The sequence below is a fragment of the Arthrobacter sp. Helios genome, assembly GCF_023167125.1.
Classification (GTDB): Bacteria; Actinomycetota; Actinomycetes; order Actinomycetales; family Micrococcaceae; genus Arthrobacter_B; species Arthrobacter_B luteolus.
In genome coordinates, this window is the sequence record NZ_CP095402.1 from 2795603 (window position 1) to 2812578 (window position 16976).

13 protein-coding genes are annotated in these 16976 nt (G+C 67.7%); 6 read left to right on the plus strand and 7 right to left on the minus strand.

Annotated elements, in window-relative coordinates; translation table 11 throughout:
• Positions 1 to 27: 27 nt before the first annotated feature.
• A complete protein-coding gene (locus ArtHe_RS12660) occupies positions 28 to 867 on the plus strand; it encodes a VOC family protein (RefSeq protein WP_248317263.1) in 840 nt (279 codons plus the stop codon).
• Between the two features lie 31 nt (positions 868 to 898).
• Here ArtHe_RS12660 and ArtHe_RS12665 read toward each other — a convergent pair whose 3' ends face one another.
• From ArtHe_RS12665 to ArtHe_RS12690, 6 genes are all read right to left on the minus strand, one after another.
• A complete protein-coding gene (locus ArtHe_RS12665; protein WP_248317264.1) occupies positions 899 to 2587 on the minus strand; it encodes a long-chain-fatty-acid--CoA ligase in 1689 nt (562 codons plus the stop codon).
• Between the two features lie 51 nt (positions 2588 to 2638).
• Positions 2639 to 3472 (minus strand): CPBP family intramembrane glutamic endopeptidase, encoded by an 834-nt coding sequence (locus ArtHe_RS12670; RefSeq protein ID WP_248317265.1) that lies wholly within the window; start codon positions 3470 to 3472, stop codon positions 2639 to 2641.
• A 191-nt stretch (positions 3473 to 3663) separates the two neighbouring features.
• The gene (locus tag ArtHe_RS12675; protein WP_248317266.1) at positions 3664 to 4626 is read right to left on the minus strand and encodes an alpha-L-glutamate ligase; all 963 of its coding nucleotides are present in this window, start codon (positions 4624 to 4626) and stop codon (positions 3664 to 3666) included.
• A 53-nt stretch (positions 4627 to 4679) separates the two neighbouring features.
• Complete coding sequence (locus ArtHe_RS12680; protein WP_248317267.1) at positions 4680 to 6287, minus strand: AbgT family transporter; 1608 nt, start codon at positions 6285 to 6287, stop codon at positions 4680 to 4682.
• A gap of 35 nt (positions 6288 to 6322) precedes the next feature.
• Entirely contained in the window at positions 6323 to 7648 is a 1326-nt protein-coding gene (locus tag ArtHe_RS12685; RefSeq protein WP_248317268.1) for a M20 family metallopeptidase, read from the minus strand.
• 101 nt (positions 7649 to 7749) lie between these two features.
• Positions 7750 to 8502, minus strand: coding sequence for an SDR family NAD(P)-dependent oxidoreductase (locus ArtHe_RS12690; RefSeq protein ID WP_248317269.1), 753 nt, complete (start codon positions 8500 to 8502; stop codon positions 7750 to 7752).
• 146 nt (positions 8503 to 8648) lie between these two features.
• On the opposite strand from ArtHe_RS12690, the gene ArtHe_RS12695 reads away from it, so the two are divergent.
• The 5 genes from ArtHe_RS12695 to ArtHe_RS12715 all read left to right on the plus strand — a co-directional run bounded on the left by ArtHe_RS12695 (position 8649) and on the right by ArtHe_RS12715 (position 15026).
• Entirely contained in the window at positions 8649 to 9326 is a 678-nt protein-coding gene (locus ArtHe_RS12695; protein WP_248317270.1) for a phosphoribosyltransferase family protein, read from the plus strand.
• Between the two features lie 146 nt (positions 9327 to 9472).
• A complete protein-coding gene (locus ArtHe_RS12700; protein WP_248317271.1) occupies positions 9473 to 10069 on the plus strand; it encodes a DUF308 domain-containing protein in 597 nt (198 codons plus the stop codon).
• A gap of 947 nt (positions 10070 to 11016) precedes the next feature.
• Positions 11017 to 12303, plus strand: a complete 1287-nt coding sequence (locus ArtHe_RS12705; RefSeq protein WP_248317272.1) for an ammonium transporter — start codon at positions 11017 to 11019, stop codon at positions 12301 to 12303.
• A 217-nt stretch (positions 12304 to 12520) separates the two neighbouring features.
• A complete protein-coding gene (locus ArtHe_RS12710; protein ID WP_248317273.1) occupies positions 12521 to 13279 on the plus strand; it encodes a 5-oxoprolinase subunit PxpA in 759 nt (252 codons plus the stop codon).
• Positions 13263 to 15026, plus strand: coding sequence for a 5-oxoprolinase/urea amidolyase family protein (locus tag ArtHe_RS12715; RefSeq protein WP_248317274.1), 1764 nt, complete (start codon positions 13263 to 13265; stop codon positions 15024 to 15026). The genes ArtHe_RS12710 and ArtHe_RS12715 overlap by 17 nt, the downstream gene beginning before the upstream one ends.
• Here the strand turns inward: ArtHe_RS12715 and ArtHe_RS12720 are convergent.
• Positions 15023 to 16816: a thiamine pyrophosphate-requiring protein gene (locus ArtHe_RS12720; RefSeq protein ID WP_248317278.1), complete on the minus strand. Its 1794-nt coding sequence runs from the start codon at positions 16814 to 16816 to the stop codon at positions 15023 to 15025. The genes ArtHe_RS12715 and ArtHe_RS12720 overlap by 4 nt on opposite strands.
• Between the last annotated feature and the right edge of the window lie 160 nt (positions 16817 to 16976).

Sequence of the window (16976 nt, forward strand, 5' to 3'; positions counted from 1 at the left end):
GGAACAGGCAGTGGATGGGAGCGGACGATGACGGACAGGACGTACCCGGCCGGTGTGCCGAGCTGGATCGACACCGAGCAGCCCGACGTCGACGCAGCGGCCGACTTTTACGGCGGATTGTTTGGCTGGACCTTCGAGGACGCCATGCCCCCGGACGCCCCCGGCCGCTATTTGATCGCCAGGTTGGACGGGGCTGACGTCGGCGGGCTGGCCGACGGAGGGCTGGCCGGCAGCGGACAGCCCGCAGCATGGAACACCTATGTTGCCGTGGACGACGCCGATGCGGCCGCCCGGGCGCTGACTGCTGCCGGTGCCAGTGTGCGGTCCGCACCGGCCGATGCGGGGGAAGGCGGCCGCGCGGCGGTGCTGGCCGACCCGGAAGGCGCCGGGTTCCGCATCTGGCAGGCCCGCCGGCGGCTGGGGTCCCAGGTGGCTAATCTTCCGGGGACGTGGAACTTCAGCGATCTCCACACCTCAGACATCGGCGCGGCCAAGGCGTTCTACAGCGGGGTGTTCGGCTGGCAGGTTGACGATCTCGGGTTCGGGTGGCTGGTCCGCCGGCCCGGCTACGGTGACCACCTTGAGGCGACGGTTGATCCCCGTATCAGGGAGCGGCAGGCATCGGTCTCCACCCCGTCCGGTTTCGAGGATGCGATCGCGTGGTTCGCTCCCACGGCGCCCGGCGAGCAGCCGCACTGGCACGTCTCTTTTGCTGTGGCCGACCGCGACCAGTCGGTGGCTGATGCCGAACGGCTCGGAGCCAGTGTCCTGGGCCAAAGCGATGATGTTTGGTCACGCACGGCACTGATCCGCGACCCGCAGGGCGCGGACTTCACCATCAGCCAGTTCACCCCGCCGTCGGGGTGAGCCGGCGCCCGTCGAGAGGTGGTGCCGGCTGCTAGATCGAGTCCTTCAGTGCCTCGCGCACCTGGCGGCGCAGCACCTTGCCCAGCATGGACTTCGGCAGTTCCTCGATCGCCACAATACGGCGCGGAACCTTGTACGGGGTCAGGCGTTCACGGCAGTAGGCGCGCAGCGCCGCTTCGTCCAGTTCCGTGTCCGGCTGAAGTACGACGGCGGCAACCACCTGCTCGCTGCCGCCCTCGCCGGGCAGCCCGATCACGGCGACGTCGGCGACGTCCTGGCTGCTGCGGAGGACTTCCTCGACTTCGCTGGGTGAGACGTTGAACCCGCCGGTGATGATCAGTTCCTTGCGCCGGTCCACCACCTTCACGAATCCGTCTTCGTCCACAGTGACGATGTCACCGGTGCGCAGCCAGCCGTCCTGGGTCAGGATTTCCCCGGTTTCCTCCGGGTTGTTCCAATAGCCGGCGAACACCTGCGGTCCGCTGATCAGCAGCTCGCCGGGTTCACCCTGCGGCACCCCGCGGGAAACATCCTCCGGGTCCACAACCCGCATCCGGGTGCTGGGAAACGGTATGCCGATGGTGCCGTTACGGCGGGTCTCGGCGAAGGGGTTGCCCAGGGCCACGGGCGAGGATTCGGTGAGGCCGTATCCCTCCACCAGCAGGCCGCCGGATACTTCCTCCCACAATTCCACGGTCCGGGACGGCAGGGTCATGGCTCCGGAAATGGCGTACCGGATGGTGGAGATGTCGATTCCGCGTTTCTTGGATTCGATCGCCACCTTCTCATAGATCGGAGGAACGGCGCAGAACACGGTCGGCCTGGACTTTTTGGCAGCGGCCAGCACCAGGTCGACGTCGAACTTGGGGAAAAGCACCAGGCGGGAACCGGTGAGCATGGCGAAGGTCAGGTACAGCGTCAGGCCGAAGGCGTGGAACATCGGCAGCACGCCGTAGATGACTTCCTTGCCTTCCTGGGCTCCGTGCATCCAGGCCTGCCCCTGCAGGGCATTGGAACGCAGGTTGTAGTGCGTGAGCATCACGCCCTTGGGCATCCCCGTGGTCCCGGAGGTGTACTGCAGTGCCGCGAGATCCGTCACCGCCGGCTTCGGGTGCAGCGGATCGATCGGCGGGCTGGCGAGCAGCTTTTCCCACGGAATGGTGTTTTCCGTCTTGGTGGTCAGGCCGGCGCGGGTACGCCGGAGGGAAGGAACCGGCAGCCGCAGCCCGATCTGTTTCAGCCGGGGCATCGCCTTGGTGATGTCCACCGCGATGATGTTGGGAACGGCGACGTCGTCCGGGAAATCCTGCACCTTGGCCACGGCCTTGTCCCAGACAATCGCAACCTGCGCCCCGTGGTTCTCGAACTGGTGGCGCAGTTCCCGCTCGGTGTAGAGCGGGTTATGCCCGACGACGACTCCGCCCAGCCGCAGTACGGCATAGAACGCGATGAGGTACTGCGGGCAGTTGGGCAGGATGACCGCCACGCGGTGGCCCTGCCGGACACCGAGCCGGCGCAGCCCCTCGGCGGCCCGGTTGATCTGATCTCCCAGCTGGGCGTACGTGGTCTCCGCACCGAAGAATTCCAGCGCAACGTTGGGTCCGAACCGCTTTGCCGCGTCTTCCACCATGGCGGTGAGGGATTCGGTGGGCAGCTCAATTTCTGCCGGAACTCCGGGCTGGTAGTGCTTGACCCACAGCGGTTCCTGGGCGGCAGTCATAAAAATACGGCTCCTTAGATCGGTACCTTTGACTATATTCGGCCGACGCAGCTAGGAGAGCACCTTCCCGCCATTGAGGCCGCCTGAGAAAGCCGGTGCTTCAACCCGTCCGCGGATGAAAAAGAGGAAGATAATCCCGAGAATAATGACTGGGATGTTGCCCATGGAGGCGACCCCCGCCATCGCGGTGTCAGCTGGGTGGGCGGTTTGCAGGAAGAGGCTCGCGTCTGTGCTGGCGTGCAGCAGGATGGGCCAGACCAGGTTCCCGGTGACCCGCAGCGTCAGGTACATGCAGATCCCGAACGCAAACGTATAGACAAGCTGGAAGGCCGTCGCGAAAAGCGACTGACCCGTCAGCAGGTTTCCAGCGTGCATCGCGGCGAACAATGCGGCAGAGCCAACCGCGACGATGATCTCCCGGTGGCCCGCCCTGCGGAGCAGGTTCACCACCAGGCCTCGGGTCAGCACCTCTTCGGCGAAGCCGATAAACAGGCCGGTCAACAGCCAAGCGGCTGCAACATCGAAACCGGCCGTACCGTAGTCGACCGTTGCCAGGCGCAGGATATTGAAGACCAGAACGACGGCGACGGCGGCCCACATCCAGCCCCTCCCACGGATCGGCTGACGCCGGAACAACTCCCGCAGCCATCCCACGGATAGAGCGAACGCCACCAGGATCAGGCCGCCCAGGAGGATCGGCAAGCCAATTATCACCAGAATATAGAGGGCGCTGTCCGGGCCGCCCACTGAGTCGGCGAACGGCAGGAAGAGCAGCGAGCCGGCCTGGTAGAGGACGAAGTAGGCGGCTGTCAGCAGTAAGGCCCGCCACCAGCCGCCGTGTTCCCAAAAGCGCTGCCAGGGTGAAGGTGTTTGCTGACTGACCATGTCCGGTCCTCCCCATTCGGCCGAGCGGGTCGCGGCCCCGGCTCTAATCTATTGCACCCGGGTGGCACCTGTTCCGCATGTTTTCCCGCGCGGCGTCATGAGATTTTCCTGCCGGCGGGCCAATCCGCTCCGCTGCTCCGCGGCTGCCAGGGCCCAGGACGGCTGCAGGGCGTCTGCCCCCCCCTGGCGTTCTAGTGCTGCCGTCTGGCCAGACTGCCCAGATAGGCGGCGAGGGCCCGCGGGGCCGATGCTGGAGCCACGGCCTCGACGGCGGCGTTGTAGTTGGTATTCGTGTTGACGTCATAGGTGAGCAGCCGGCCGTCCTCTGACTCGATGAACTCGATGCCGCAGACCTCCAGTTTCATCCGGCGGGCGAAGTCCCGGTACGCACCGATGATGGGATGCTCAAAACCCTCCCGCAGGCTGAACAGCTGGGTGTCCGCTTCCGGGGCGATCGTGGCCCCCGGCGGCAGGACGGGTTTACCGGTGGCGGGATCGATGGCGCACGCGTCCGCCGGGCACAGCTGGAATCCGCCCCGGGCGGTGTCGGCGCGGATGGCATAGATAAACTCCCCGCCCACAAGTTCCACCCGGGTTATCGATGGTTCGGCGGCCAGGATGTACTCCTGGACCAGGGTGATGCCGTCCTGCGGTTCCTCGAATTCCTCCGAAGCCACGTAGTCCGCCAGCTCACCGTGGGATTCGAATTTCCGGACTCCCAGCCCCTTGCCGCCCTGGTTGTGCTTCAGGATAAACGGCACCGGGAACTCCTTGGCGGCGGCCAGGATCTGGGTGCGTCCGACGGCGGCCACGGTCCGCGGCGTCTGGATTCCGGCGGCACGCAGGGCGGTCAGCTGGTCCACCTTGCTCATTTCCAGTTCCAGCACCCGCCGCCCGTTGACCGTCCGCCGGCCGTGCGCTTCCAGCCAGGCCAGGACAGCGCGGGCATAGTCCTTGGACAGGGCGTTTCCGCGGGTATGCGAGGAAGCGCTGATCCGGGACCAGAAGATACCTTCCGGCGGAGCCTCGTCCAGGTCCAGCACCCCGTCAGTCAGCAGCCATTCGTGCACCTCAATCCCCTCTGCTTCGAAGGCGCGGGCAAAAGGCGGGAACCATTCAGGGTTTTCATGCAGGGCGTAGACGGGCAGTGCCATGGCGGACCTTTCGAGCAAACCGGGGCGGGCAGGAGTTAGAGGGAGTTGGCAGCCTACTGGATGAAGATCCCGTTGCCCGGACCGAGGGGCAGGTTAAAGACGTAAAAGACGGTCAGGACGGCCACCCAGGCCAGCCAGAACACCACGGTGAACGGGAGCATGCGGGAGATCACCGTGCCCAGCCCGGCGGAAGGTTCGTAGCGGCGCAGCATGGTCAGCAGCACAATCATGTACGGGTTCAGCGGAGTGAGCACCTGGGTCGCTGAGTCCCCGACCCGGAAGGCTGCCTGCACAAAGGCCGGTTCGTAGCCGAGCAGGGCGAACATCGGCACGAACACCGCGGCCATCAGCGTCCACATGGCCGAACCGGAAATGATGAAGAGGTTCAGCAGCGAGGCCAGCGCGATAAAGGCCAGGATGGCCGGGTAACCCGTCAGCCCAATCGATTCCAGGCCGGAGGCTCCGGCCACCGCAATCCAGTTTCCGATCCCGGACCAATTGAACAGGGCGATGAACTGGCCCAGCACGAAGGCCAGGACCAGGAAGCCGCTCATCTCCTTGATGGACAGGCCCATCACCCGCGGAATGTCGCTGGCCGAAGGCATGGTCCCCGTGATCCGCCCGTAGACGAGGCCCGGGATCACAAACAGCACAAAAACGATAAACACGATTGAGGAGAGCAGCGGTGACGCGGGCAGGAAACCGCCGTCCGCATTGCGCCACGGCGAATCCGGCAGCAGCGAGCCCACGGCAATCACCAGCGCAACGACCGCGCCGATGACCAGGGCCCAGCGCAGGCCCCGGCGTTCCAGCGGGCTCAGGTGGGGATCCAGCACCGCTTGTCCGCCCGCGCCTGCCCCGGCAGCCTGGCTGGACGTGCTGTCGCCGTCGTCCGTTTCTTCGGATTCCATGCGCGCGATGCCCTGCTTCACCAGGCGCGGTTCCAGGACCTTGTCGATGAGGAAACCTGCCACCAGAATCAGCACCGCGGAGGAGACCACATTGAAGAAGTAGTTTGACAGCGGATTCACCGGCGCCCCGGGATTTGGCAGGGTCCCGGTGACCGCCGTCGTAATCCCGGCAAAGAGGGCGTCCAGGGAGGTGACGAGCATGGAGGTGGAGAATCCGGCGCCGGCAGCCGCGAACCCGCCCAGCAGACCGGCCACCGGATGCCGCCCGGCAGCCTTGAACACCAGCGCGGCGAGCGGGGGAATCACCACGAACGCTGCGTCTGCCATGATGGACCCCGCCACACCCACCAGCCCGACGGCGTAGGGCAGGGCCCAGCGGGGAGCAGCGCCGAAGGCTCGGCGGATCAGCGCGGCAAGCAGCCCGGATTTCTCCGCTACTCCGACCGCCAGCAGGATGGGCAGCACTGTGGCCAGCGGGGGAAAGCCCAGGTAATTGGCCCCCAGCGTGGTGGTCAGCCAGGTCATGCCCTCGGCCGTGAAGAGGCCCTTAATGGCTGTGGCCTCGTCGCTCCCCGGCACCGTAACCGTGACATTCGCCCACGCCATCAGGGTGGAGGCGACGGCCACCGCGGCGAAGAGGAGCAGGAACAGGATAAAAGGATCCGGCAGGCGGTTTCCGACCCGTTCGACGCCGGCGAGCAGCCTGTCGGTCAGAGAGGCGCGGGAAGTCGTGACAGGGGCAGCGTTCATCGATGCATCCTTCGAAGTGGGGGAAGGTCAGTCGGTCAGGCGAAGTAGCCGGGGACGTCCACCGGGCCGCCGGCGGCTGCAAATTCCTCAGCGGCAGCGGCCTGGAGGTCCGGATCGCAGAGGTAGTCCAGCGCCGTCAGTGCCAGGCCGGCTGCACCGTCCACGGCGGCAGTGCCCGCCGCCGGCGAGCCGGCGGCCTCGGCGAACTCGCGGGTGTGCAGGGCAATGTCCGGGCTGGAGATGCCAATCAGCGGGTGGATGCCGGGCACCCGGTAGCTGACGTTCCCGAAGTCGGTGGAGGCGGCAAGGGTTTCGGACACCACGCCGCCGGGGAGTGGTTGGCGTCCGCGCCGCCGTTCGGCAGCAAGCCAGCGGCCGGTGAGCGCCCGGTTGGTGCGCACCGGGAGCGACGGCGGATGCTCGTCCCAGTCCAGCTCCACCCCGGTACCGGTCATCAGCGCGGCACCGCGGGCCACATCCGCCAGCCGGTGGCTGAGTTCACGGAGCGTTTCGGGGTATTTGGACCGGGCGTAGAACTTCATCTCGGCGCGTTCCGGAATGATGCTCGGGCGGGCCCCGCCGTCGGTAATCACCGCGTGCACCCGGTCGGAGGGCGGCAGCTGCTGGCGCAGCAGCCCGACCCCCTGGTAGGCGAGGGTGGCGGCGTCGAGCGCGTTGCGGCCCATAAACGGCTGCGCCGAGGCATGGGCAGCGACGCCGGTGAATCTCACGGTGAGCAGCCGGCGGCCCAGCCATACCTGATCCACCACGTCCTGGCCATAGGGGTGCAGCATCACCGCCGCGTCCACTCCGTCCAGCGCCCCGTTGCGGGCCATGACTTCCTTGCCGGAGTAACCTTCCTCCGCGGGGGTTCCCAGCAGCACGGCAGTCCCTGGGAAGGCCTCCGGATTATCCTGCAGCGTGCGGGCCAGGGCGAGGAATGCGCCGACGCCGGCTGCAGCGATCACGTTGTGTCCGCAGGCGTGGCCGATCCCCGGCAGGGCATCGTACTCGGCCATGACCGCGATGACCGGGGAACCGCTGCCCGCCTCGGCGCGCACCGCCGTCTCCAGGCCGTGGACCCCCACCCGGGCGGTGACGCCGTGGCGTTCCAGCAGGTCCGCGATGCGCTGGGCACTCCGGTGCTCCTGATAGGCGGTCTCGGGGTCCCGGTGAAGTTCCGAGGCGAGGCCGCGCAGCTCCGGCGCCAAGGCATCCACCTGGGCTTCCACCGCCTCGGCGAGCGCTTCAGGAGCCCCGGCAAACGGCGACTCCTCATGCTGCGCTGTATCCCGGCGGCTCCGGGTTTCAGCCTCTAGATGGTCCAGGTACGTAGTGCTGGGCTGGGTGGTCTGGGTCATGCAGGCCACCCTATGGCCCCTGCGGGGCGCATTGTTAGGAGACCTAAAGAATGGTCCGCCGGGGGTTTCGGATTGCGTTGCCCTGCTCTACCCTTAGCGGCTCAACGGCCGCGGGCAGCAACCCGGGCGACCAGCGTCTGCGGCCCCAGGCGGCCGATCGCAGCCAGGACCTTATACCGCTTCGACGGAACAGAGACACCTTTTCCCGCAAAGGCATCCGCGAGTCCTTCGCTGACCACGCGCTCCGCGTCGAGCCACATCCAGCCCGGAAACGGGGTCTTGTCCATCTGCATCCGTTCATGGAATTCGGTGTGCACAAAGCCCGGGCAGAGCGCCGTCACCGCGATGCCTCGGGAGGAATAGTGCAGGTTCGCCCACCGGCTGAAGCTGATCACCCAGGCCTTGGCTGCGCTGTAGGTGCCGCGGGGAATGAAACCGGCGACCGAGGCGACGTTGATGATCCGGCCCCCGCCCCGGGCCAGCATGGAGTTCACAGCCGCGTGGCTCAGCAGCATCGGCGCGCTCACCAGCACATTCAGCAGGTCCAGTTCAGCCGCAGCAGGGTTGACGTGGAAATCACCCTTCAGCCCGTACCCGGCGTTGTTCACCAGGATGCCGACGTCGGGCTCTGCCACCCGGGCAGCCACGGCATCCACTCCTTCGGGTGTGGCGAGGTCTGCCGGCAGCACCGTCGCCTTCACCTGGTAGCGGGCCGCCAGTTCAGCAGCTTTGGCCTCAAGCCGTTCCCGGTTCCTGGCAGTGAGGACCACGTTGTGACCGCGTTCTGCCAGTTGCCGGGCGAATTCTGCGCCCAGCCCCGAGGTTGCGCCGGTAATTACTGCGGTATCAGTCATGGAGACAGCCTGCTACGGCGCAAACCGGTTTGCAACGCACCGCCTCCTTGCCGCCGGCCGTTGCTCCGCCGGCGGGCTCCGGCCTACCGTGGGAAGACCCCGTCCGCCGTGCGCGCCCGGGAGTGCCGTCACCCGCAGGAGCGCCCATGGGCCAGACCTCCGGCCATCCGTATCCCTATGCCGACCGCGCTGATGCCGGCCGGGTCCTGGCCGGTGCGCTCGCTGGCTACCGCGGGCGGAACGGGCTGCTGGTCCTGGGCCTGCCCCGCGGCGGCGTCCCGGTGGCGGCCGAAGTTGCCGCCGCCCTGGAGGCCGCCCTGGACGTGGTCCTGGTCCGCAAGATCGGCCATCCCCGCCAGCCCGAGCTCGCCGCAGGCGCGGTCGCCGAAGCCGCCGGTGAGCGCACCGCGGTCTGGAATGACGACGTCGTGCGGTACTGGCTGGCGGCCTCGCCGGCTGCGGGACAGGCTGAACTGGACGCAGTCCTTGCTGCCGAGAGCGCGGAGCTGCAGCGCCGGGCCGGACGCTACCGCCCGGGCCGGCCGATCCAGGGGATCCAGGGGAACCCGGTCATTGTGGTGGACGACGGTCTGGCCACCGGAGCCACCATGCGCGCCGCACTGGCCGTGGTCCGGAGCCTGGAGCCGCAGTGGCTGGTGGCGGCCGCCCCCATGAGCTGCGCCCCGGTGGGCGGTATCGCGGCCCTGGCGGACGACGTCGTGATCCCCTGGGCGGACAGCACACTGTCCTCGGTGGGTCAGGCCTACCGGAGCTTCGGGCAGACCGGCGACGAGGAGGTCCGCGCCCTGCTGCGGGTGGAATGACTGCCGCGGCCCGCGGCGGAACCGCCGGAAGCAGCGAATCACCGTCCGCCTGCGGCCCGGCAGCGGCGGGTGCTGGGCTTCCGGTGCCGCCAGGAGGATAATCCGAAGGGCTTGGGGGAGATTTCCGACTGCTCGGGAGGCGCGACATGTCCACTACTCACGGCACCTTTTACGGCTGGGGAGGCCTCAGCCTCGATACCAGTGAACTGTCATCCCGGACGATTTCAGCCGTCCGGACCGGATTCGGCATCTCCGGGGCGGTGGCGCTGATCCTGGGCGTGCTGATGCTGTTCTGGCCAGAAGCCACGCTGTCCGTCATCGCCTTCTTCTTTGGCCTGTACTTCCTGATTTCCGGCGCGGTCCGGGTTGTCAGCGGGATAGCGTCCCCCACGTCCGCGGGCCTGCGGGTGCTGAACATCGTTGTTGGTCTGCTGCTCTTCATCCTGGGCATCGCAGCCATCCGAAACCCCGTCCCCTCACTTGCTGTGCTGGGCATGGTGGTGGGAATCGCCTGGATAATCGAAGGCATCATGGCGCTCACCGAGACCGAAACGGGCGGCTCACGCTGGTACGCGATCACCTTCGGCGTGCTGAGCATCATCGCGGGGATTGTTGTGCTCTTCCTGCCGGTTGAGTCGCTCGCCGCACTGGTGATCTTTGGCGGCATTTTCCTGGTGGTCCTGGGGATCGTGCAGATTGTCCGGGCCATCACGTTCGGCCGCGGAACCGTGCGCACCGCGTAGTTCCTGTTCTCCGTGCGCCGCCAGGAGTTCGCGGCAGCGCTGTGCCACCGGCGGGCGGATCTGGCGAATCCGGCTGACGCGCGCTGCAGGGCCTGCTGACACAGGTTCCCACTGTTCGTTACTGGAGTGTCTGGCGGGGTCACACCAGCCACACCCTTAACCACTTCTGGGAGTCTGCGCGGCTGCAATGTCACTGCAGCCCTCGCCAATACCCCACGGGAGCTGCTCGGCGGCACGCGTTCCCACCGTATGTAATCTCCCGTGGCTGGTGTGATCACACCAGCCACACCCGTTTACAAAGAGTGGGAACCAGTGTCGGCGGGCGGAGCGGGCGGCTTCGAGTCCGGCAAGCCAGGCCGCCGCACTCCGCGGAATACTCCGGGGAAGCGCGAACATGTGGTCAACCCGGTTTCGCTTACAGCATCCGTCCAGCAGGTTCCCAGCAGCTGTTAACACAGCGATAACATGCAGGCGCTGCCGGCTGTAACACACCGCGGCCTAATCTGTGAGAGCGGTACAGCTCCGGTGGAGAAACCCCTCCGGTGCCGCCGCACCCGATCCTCCTGCACGGGACTTCCCTGCAGGCACAGCGCTGCTGCAGACGCACTGTTCCGGCCTCCGGATTCACACCTGGACGCTCTTCGGCCGTTCCGCGATTTTCCCCAGTTGTTTTCCGAAGGGTTCCGACTTTCCGACGGCTTTCCGACTTTCCGACGGGTTTCCGGCTCCAGGCTGGCCCGGCGCCAGACTGATCCGGCTCACGGGTTCCCGGCTACAAGCTGGCCCGGCGCCAGGGTTTTCCGTTTCCAGGCTGGTCCCGCACGCGCCCCAGGTTCACGGCCGGCCCTTCCTGCCCCGTTTCTTCTTACTCCGCCCGCATACTCCGCCCACACACTCCCCAGCACCCGACCGGCGCTCCGCCGGCCCGACCGGATTGGAGTTCGCTCATGGACTCAGGAAATACTGCCTGGCTGCTCGCCAGTTCAGCCCTGGTCTGCCTCATGATCCCCGGCATCGCCTTCTTTTACGGCGGCATGGTCGGATCACGGCGGATCCTCAACATGATGATGATGTGCTTCGGCAGCGCCAGCCTCGTGGCCGTGCTCTGGGTACTGTTCGGGTACTCCGCCGCGTTCGGCAACTCCCTCGGTTCCCTGGGGCTGCTCGGAAACCCGCTCGAGTTCTTCGGCTTGGAACAGCTGCTCACGGATGACCCGTCGGCCACGCTTCCGGTTGCCCTTTTTGCTGCCTTCCAACTGATGTTCGCCTGCGTCACCACGGCCCTGGTGGCCGGAGCGGCTGCCGGACGGATGAAGTTCGGCGCCTGGATGGTCTTCGCCGGTCTCTGGGCCGCACTGGTCTATTTCCCGGTGGCGCACTGGGTCTTCGCCTTCGACAACGAAGACGGCACGGTCACCGGCGGCTGGATCGCAAACACCCTTGGCGCGATCGACTTCGCCGGCGGAACCGCCGTCCACATGAACGCCGGCGTCGCTGCCCTGGCCCTGGCTCTGGTCCTTGGCCGCAGCCGGGGCTGGCCGCAGGTCCTCAGCCGCCCGCATAACCGCCCGCTGGTGATCCTGGGCGCCAGCCTGCTGTGGGTGGGCTGGTACGGGTTCAACGCCGGTTCGGCCCTGAGCGCCGGGCACACCGCGTCCGTCGTTTTCCTGAACACGGCCGTCGCTGCAGCAGCCGGCCTGCTGGGCTGGGCGCTGATGGAGCGGCTGCGGCTGGGGCGCTCCTCCACGCTCGGGGCGGCTTCCGGCCTGATCGCGGGACTGGTGGCAATCACCCCGGCCTGCGGCGCGGTCAGCCCGCTGGGAGCTGTGGCGATCGGCGCGATTGCCGGGCTGGTCTGTTCCCTGGCGATTGAGTGGAAGTTCCGCCTCGGGTATGACGATTCGCTCGACGTCGTGGGTGTCCATCTGGTCGGCGGTGTGATCGGCACGCTGCTCATCGGGTTCTTCGCCACGGACGCCGCGCCTAGCGGCGTCAGCGGAGTGTTCTACGGCGGCGGATGGAGCCAGCTCGGCATTCAGACCGTGGCCACCATCGCGGTGCTCGCGTATTCCTTCATCCTCACCTGGGCCATTGCCAAAGTTCTTGACCTGGTGATGGGACTGCGGGTCCCCGAGGAACATGAAGTGCAGGGAATCGACCTTGCCGCGCATTCGGAATCGGCATACTTCAACGACGACGAACCCGCGGAACTCGGTGCCCCGATGCGGCAGTAGCTGCTGTCCGCATCGGACGTCGGCGGTGCCCCTCCCGGGAACGGGCGGGGCACCGCATTTCCTGGTCTTTCCCCTTGTCCCTCGAGCTGGCTGATTTGTCCCGTCAGCTGGCTGATGCCTTGGTTCGCAAAAATGTTGTACAAACCACTCGAACACGGAAGTGTGGATCCCACACCACAGTGGGACACGATGGGACGAGACGGGACAAGATAAGGCAATGGCTACGATCGATCTGAACGCCGACGTCGGCGAGTCGTTCGGCCGCTGGTCGCTCGGTGATGACACCGCGATGATCTCCGCGGTGACCAGCGTGAATGTGGCCTGCGGATTTCATGCGGGCGACGCCGGCACCATGTACGCCGCGTGCCTCGCCGCAGCAGCCGCAGGCACCGCCGTCGGCGCCCATCCGGGATACCGGGACCTCTCCGGTTTTGGCCGCCGCGCCCTGGACATGGAACCGGAGGTGCTTACCTGCGAAGTCATTTACCAGATCGGTGCCCTGCAGTCCCTGGCCCTGGCCGCCGGCACCCGGGTCAGCTACGTCAAGCCGCACGGGGCGCTGTACAACACGATCGCCCACGATCCGCAGCAGGCCCGTGCAGTTGTCGACGCCGTTTGGGCAGTGAGCCCGGACCTGCCCCTGGTTGTGCTGCCGGGATCGGTGGTGGAGAAGCTCGCGCGCGCGGCAGGGCTGCGGACCATCGCCGAAGCCTTTGCGGACCGCGCCTACAACCCGGACGGCAGCCTGCTTTCCCGGGCCCGGCCAGGCGCGGTGCTGGAGGACCTCGGCGAAATCACCGACCACGTGCTGCGCCTGGCCCTGGACGGCAAGATCCAGGCCGTGGACGGCACGGTGATCGACGTCGCCGCGGAGAGCATCTGCGTTCATGGGGACACCCCGGGCGCCGTGGTGATGGGCCGGGCAGTCCGGGCAGCCCTGGAAGCAAACGGCGTCACCGTTGCCAGCTTCATCTAGCGCCGGCTCCCCGGTCCAGGCGGCCGCTTCCGGTGCAGCCGCCGCTCCCCGGCGGAGGGCATCCTCCCCCGCCCCCGTCCTGCCCCCGCATATCCGGCGGGCAGGAAGCCGGGCACTCCTGGTCGAAACCGCCGGCACCGCGGCCGCCTCCGCGCTGCACGCACAGCTGCTAGCGGCGCCCCTGCCCGGCCAGGTCGAGGTGGTTCCCGCGGCCCGCACTGTTCTGCTCCGTCTGGCGACACCGGCGCACGCGCGGCAGGCAGCGGATCTGCTCGCCGCCCCCGACCCTGCAGCGCCCGGCACCGGCAGTTCCTCCACCAGTCCAATGGGCCCGTTGGTGGAACTGGACACGGTGTACGACGGCGAGGACCTCGCCGAGGTTGCCCGGCTGACCGGGCTGGGTTCCGCCGGGGCCGTGGCCGCGGTGCACAGCGGCACGGAGTGGACGGCTGCGTTCTGCGGCTTCGCGCCCGGGTTCGCGTACCTGACCGGCGGCGACCCAAGGCTGGAGGTACCCCGGCGGGCCGAGCCGCGGACCCGGGTTCCGGCGGGGGCCGTCGCGCTCGCCGGCCCGTTCTCAGCGGTGTACCCGGGGCCTTCACCGGGAGGCTGGCAGCTGATTGGTTGGACTCCGGCGCCGCTTTGGGACCTTGACCGGGAAACGCCCGCGCTCATCGTCCCCGGGACCCGTGTCCGCTTCCGTCCGATCCGCGGGCGCCTCGAGCTCCGGCAGGGGGCCGGGGGCCGCGGGGAGGGCGGACACACAGCGGCCAGCACGGAACCGGCACTGCCAGGCCCCGCCCTTCCACTGCCGCCCGCAGCTGCGCCCGCCGCCGTCGTCCGGGACCCAGGCATCGTCGTCCTGCACCCCGGCCCCCAGGCGACAGTGCAGGACCGCGGGCGTGCCGGTTACAGCAGCCTCGGCGTCGGGGCTTCCGGCGCGGCCGACCGTTCCGCCCTGGCGCGTGCCAACCGCCTGGTGGGCAGCCGCCCGGACGCCGCCGCGCTTGAGGTCCTCTTTGGCGGGCTGGTGCTGCGGGCGGAACGGGACCTGGTGCTGGCCGTTACGGGTGCGGATGCGCCGCTGTCCGTGCTCACCGCCGACGGAGCGGAACGGCCCGCCCTGCCGGATGTTCCGTTCCTGCTGCGCACCGGTGAGGTTCTCACCTTGGGTCTGCCAGAGGCAGGGCTGCGCAGTTATGTGGCCTTCCGCGGCGGGCTCGAGGTGCCCGCAGTGCTGGGCAGCCGCGCAACGGATACGCTGGCGAAACTCGGGCCGGAGCCGCTGGCGCCCGGCACCCGGCTCTCGGTGGGCGCCAATCCAAGCACCGCCGTCGGGCTCCATGAAGTACCGCCGCCGCTCCCGGGGCCGGCCGCGGAGCTGAGATACCTCCCCGGGCCGCGGCAGGACTGGTTCAGTGCAGCCGGTGTGGAGGCGTTCGCGGCGCGGGCGTGGACGGTTGGGAACGAATCGAACCGGGTTGGTATCCGCTTCAGCGGTGAACCGGTACCCGGCCGGCGTCCAGGTGAGTTGGAGAGCGAAGCGGTGCTGCCCGGTTCCATCCAGGTGCCGGCGTCCGGGCTGCCGATCCTATTCCTCGCCGATGCTCCCGTCACGGGCGGGTATCCGGTGATCGGCGTGGTGGTGGAAGCCGATCTGGACCTTGCGGCCCAACTGCGGCCGGGAACTACGGTGCGTTTTGTTCAGGTCCCGGAACTGGCGGAACCGGATCCCGGGGAGGGCTAGAGACCGCGGTTCAGCCCTTCCTCCTGGCGGAGATAGGTTTCCAGCAGGTCCCGGGCGTGCTGGGTGTCCGGTCCTTCCTTGACCAGCGCTTCCAGCATGGTCCTCCCTTTCTCTTCCCCGGCTGGGAAGGGCGGAAGCAGCGGAATGTCCGGATCGGCGAGGACCTCGATGAGCACCGGCCGGTCAGCGTCCAGGGCTGCATTCCAGGCAGCGCCGATCTTGGCCGGATCGTCGACCAGGATTCCCTGCAGACCCAGCAGTTCGGCGTAGCGCGCGAAGGAGAAGTCCGGCAGCGCCTGGCTCTGGTCGAAGCGCGGGTCGCCCTCCATCTCCCGCTGTTCCCAGGTCACCTCGGCCAGCTCATTGTTGTGCAGCACCAGCACCACGAACCGGGGGTCCACCCAGCGCGGCCACAGCCGGCTGACTGTGATCAGTTCCGAGAGCCCGGCCATCTGCATCGCGCCGTCGCCGGTCAGCGCCACCACCGGCCGCTTTGGATCGGCAAGTTTCGCAGCCAGCCCATAGGGAATCGAGCAGCCCATGCTGGCCAGGGTGCTGGAGAGGTGGGCCGGCACCCCCTCCGGGAGGCGCAGCTGGCGGGCGTACCAGTAGACGATGCTGCCGACGTCGACCGCTACCTGGGCGTTGGACGGCAGCCGGTCGCTGAGTTCACGCACCGCAAGCTCCGGGTTCACCCGCCGGGCGGGGGTTCCCGCGCGTTCAGCGGCCAGGCGGTGCCAGCGCTGCACGGCGTCTTCCACACTGGTCCGCCAGCCGGAATCCGGTTTGGGCTCCAGGAGCGGGAGGAGCGCCTCGAGGCTGGCGGCGGCATCGCCGGTGACGGCGACCTCCACCGGGTACCGGTTTCCGATGGCCGCGGCATCGATATCGATCTGCACGGCCCGGGCAGCACCGGGCGGTGGATAGAACTCCGTCCACGGGTCATTCGAACCGATGATCACCAGGGTGTCGCACTCCCCCAGCACGAAGCCGCTGGCGCTGGTGCCGAGATGGCCCATCACGCCGGCGGCGAGCGGGTGCGACTCATCCACATGGGGCTTGCCCAGCAAGGAGGTGGTGATACCCGCTCCGATTTTCTCCGCCAGCTCCCGGACCTGGCCGCGGGCTCCCTGAGCACCCTGACCAACCAGGAGCGCCACCTTGCCGCCGTCGTTGATCAGTGCCGCCGCCGCTTCCAGGTCGGCACGTGCGGGGACCAGCTGCGGCGGGCTCCACACCGGGGAGCTGACCACGATGCCGTGCTCCTGCTCCAGTTCAGGTGCCGGGGCCTGCTGGATATCGTGCGGAATGATCACGACGGCGGGCGCCCGGTCAGTGAGCGCGGCCTTGAACGCACGGTCCAGCACCAGCGGCAGCTGCTCTGCACTGTTAACCTGCTGCCGGAAGGAGGAGGCGACGTCCCGGGTGAGGTTCAACAGATCGATTTCCTGCATGTAGGCCGAGCCCAGCACAGTGCGGGACTGCTGGCCGATGATGGCGACCACGGGGACGCTGTCCAATTTCGCGTCGTACAGGCCGTTGAGCAGGTGCACGGCACCGGGTCCCTGGGTGGAGAGCATCACCCCGACTTCTCCGGTGAATTTGGCATGGCCCACGGCCATAAACGCGGCGTTTTCCTCATGCCGGGCCTGCACAAAGCGCGGAGTGCCGGAGCGGCGGAGGGCGCCGAGGACGGTATTGATGCCGTCGCCGCTGTAACCAAATATCCGCTGGACCCCCCAGGCCTGGAGCCGTTCGACAATCAGGTCAGCAACGAGCCGTTCGGCCATGGGAGCCTCCTCTAATCAGCATGCTTATGGTTCCCCCACTATTGCACGCTGCCGAAGCGGGCGGAATTCCCCCGCACGGTCACAAAAGCACGTCACATGCAGTGGCGTAGACCACAGTCGCGTAGCCTGTGGATACTGCCCGGTCCCGTGACAATGATGC

Coding starts and splice junctions, on each gene's coding strand:
- ArtHe_RS12710 (WP_248317273.1), top strand. CDS start 12,521: ATGGCTACGATCGATCTGAACGCCGACGTCGGCGAGTCGTTCGGCCGC.
- ArtHe_RS12665 (WP_248317264.1), bottom strand. CDS start 2,587: ATGACTGCCGCCCAGGAACCGCTGTGGGTCAAGCACTACCAGCCCGGA.
- ArtHe_RS12690 (WP_248317269.1), bottom strand. CDS start 8,502: ATGACTGATACCGCAGTAATTACCGGCGCAACCTCGGGGCTGGGCGCA.
- ArtHe_RS12675 (WP_248317266.1), bottom strand. CDS start 4,626: ATGGCACTGCCCGTCTACGCCCTGCATGAAAACCCTGAATGGTTCCCG.
- ArtHe_RS12720 (WP_248317278.1), bottom strand. CDS start 16,816: ATGGCCGAACGGCTCGTTGCTGACCTGATTGTCGAACGGCTCCAGGCC.
- ArtHe_RS12685 (WP_248317268.1), bottom strand. CDS start 7,648: ATGACCCAGACCACCCAGCCCAGCACTACGTACCTGGACCATCTAGAG.
- ArtHe_RS12660 (WP_248317263.1), top strand. CDS start 28: ATGACGGACAGGACGTACCCGGCCGGTGTGCCGAGCTGGATCGACACC.
- ArtHe_RS12670 (WP_248317265.1), bottom strand. CDS start 3,472: ATGGTCAGTCAGCAAACACCTTCACCCTGGCAGCGCTTTTGGGAACAC.
- ArtHe_RS12700 (WP_248317271.1), top strand. CDS start 9,473: ATGTCCACTACTCACGGCACCTTTTACGGCTGGGGAGGCCTCAGCCTC.
- ArtHe_RS12705 (WP_248317272.1), top strand. CDS start 11,017: ATGGACTCAGGAAATACTGCCTGGCTGCTCGCCAGTTCAGCCCTGGTC.
- ArtHe_RS12680 (WP_248317267.1), bottom strand. CDS start 6,287: ATGAACGCTGCCCCTGTCACGACTTCCCGCGCCTCTCTGACCGACAGG.
- ArtHe_RS12695 (WP_248317270.1), top strand. CDS start 8,649: ATGGGCCAGACCTCCGGCCATCCGTATCCCTATGCCGACCGCGCTGAT.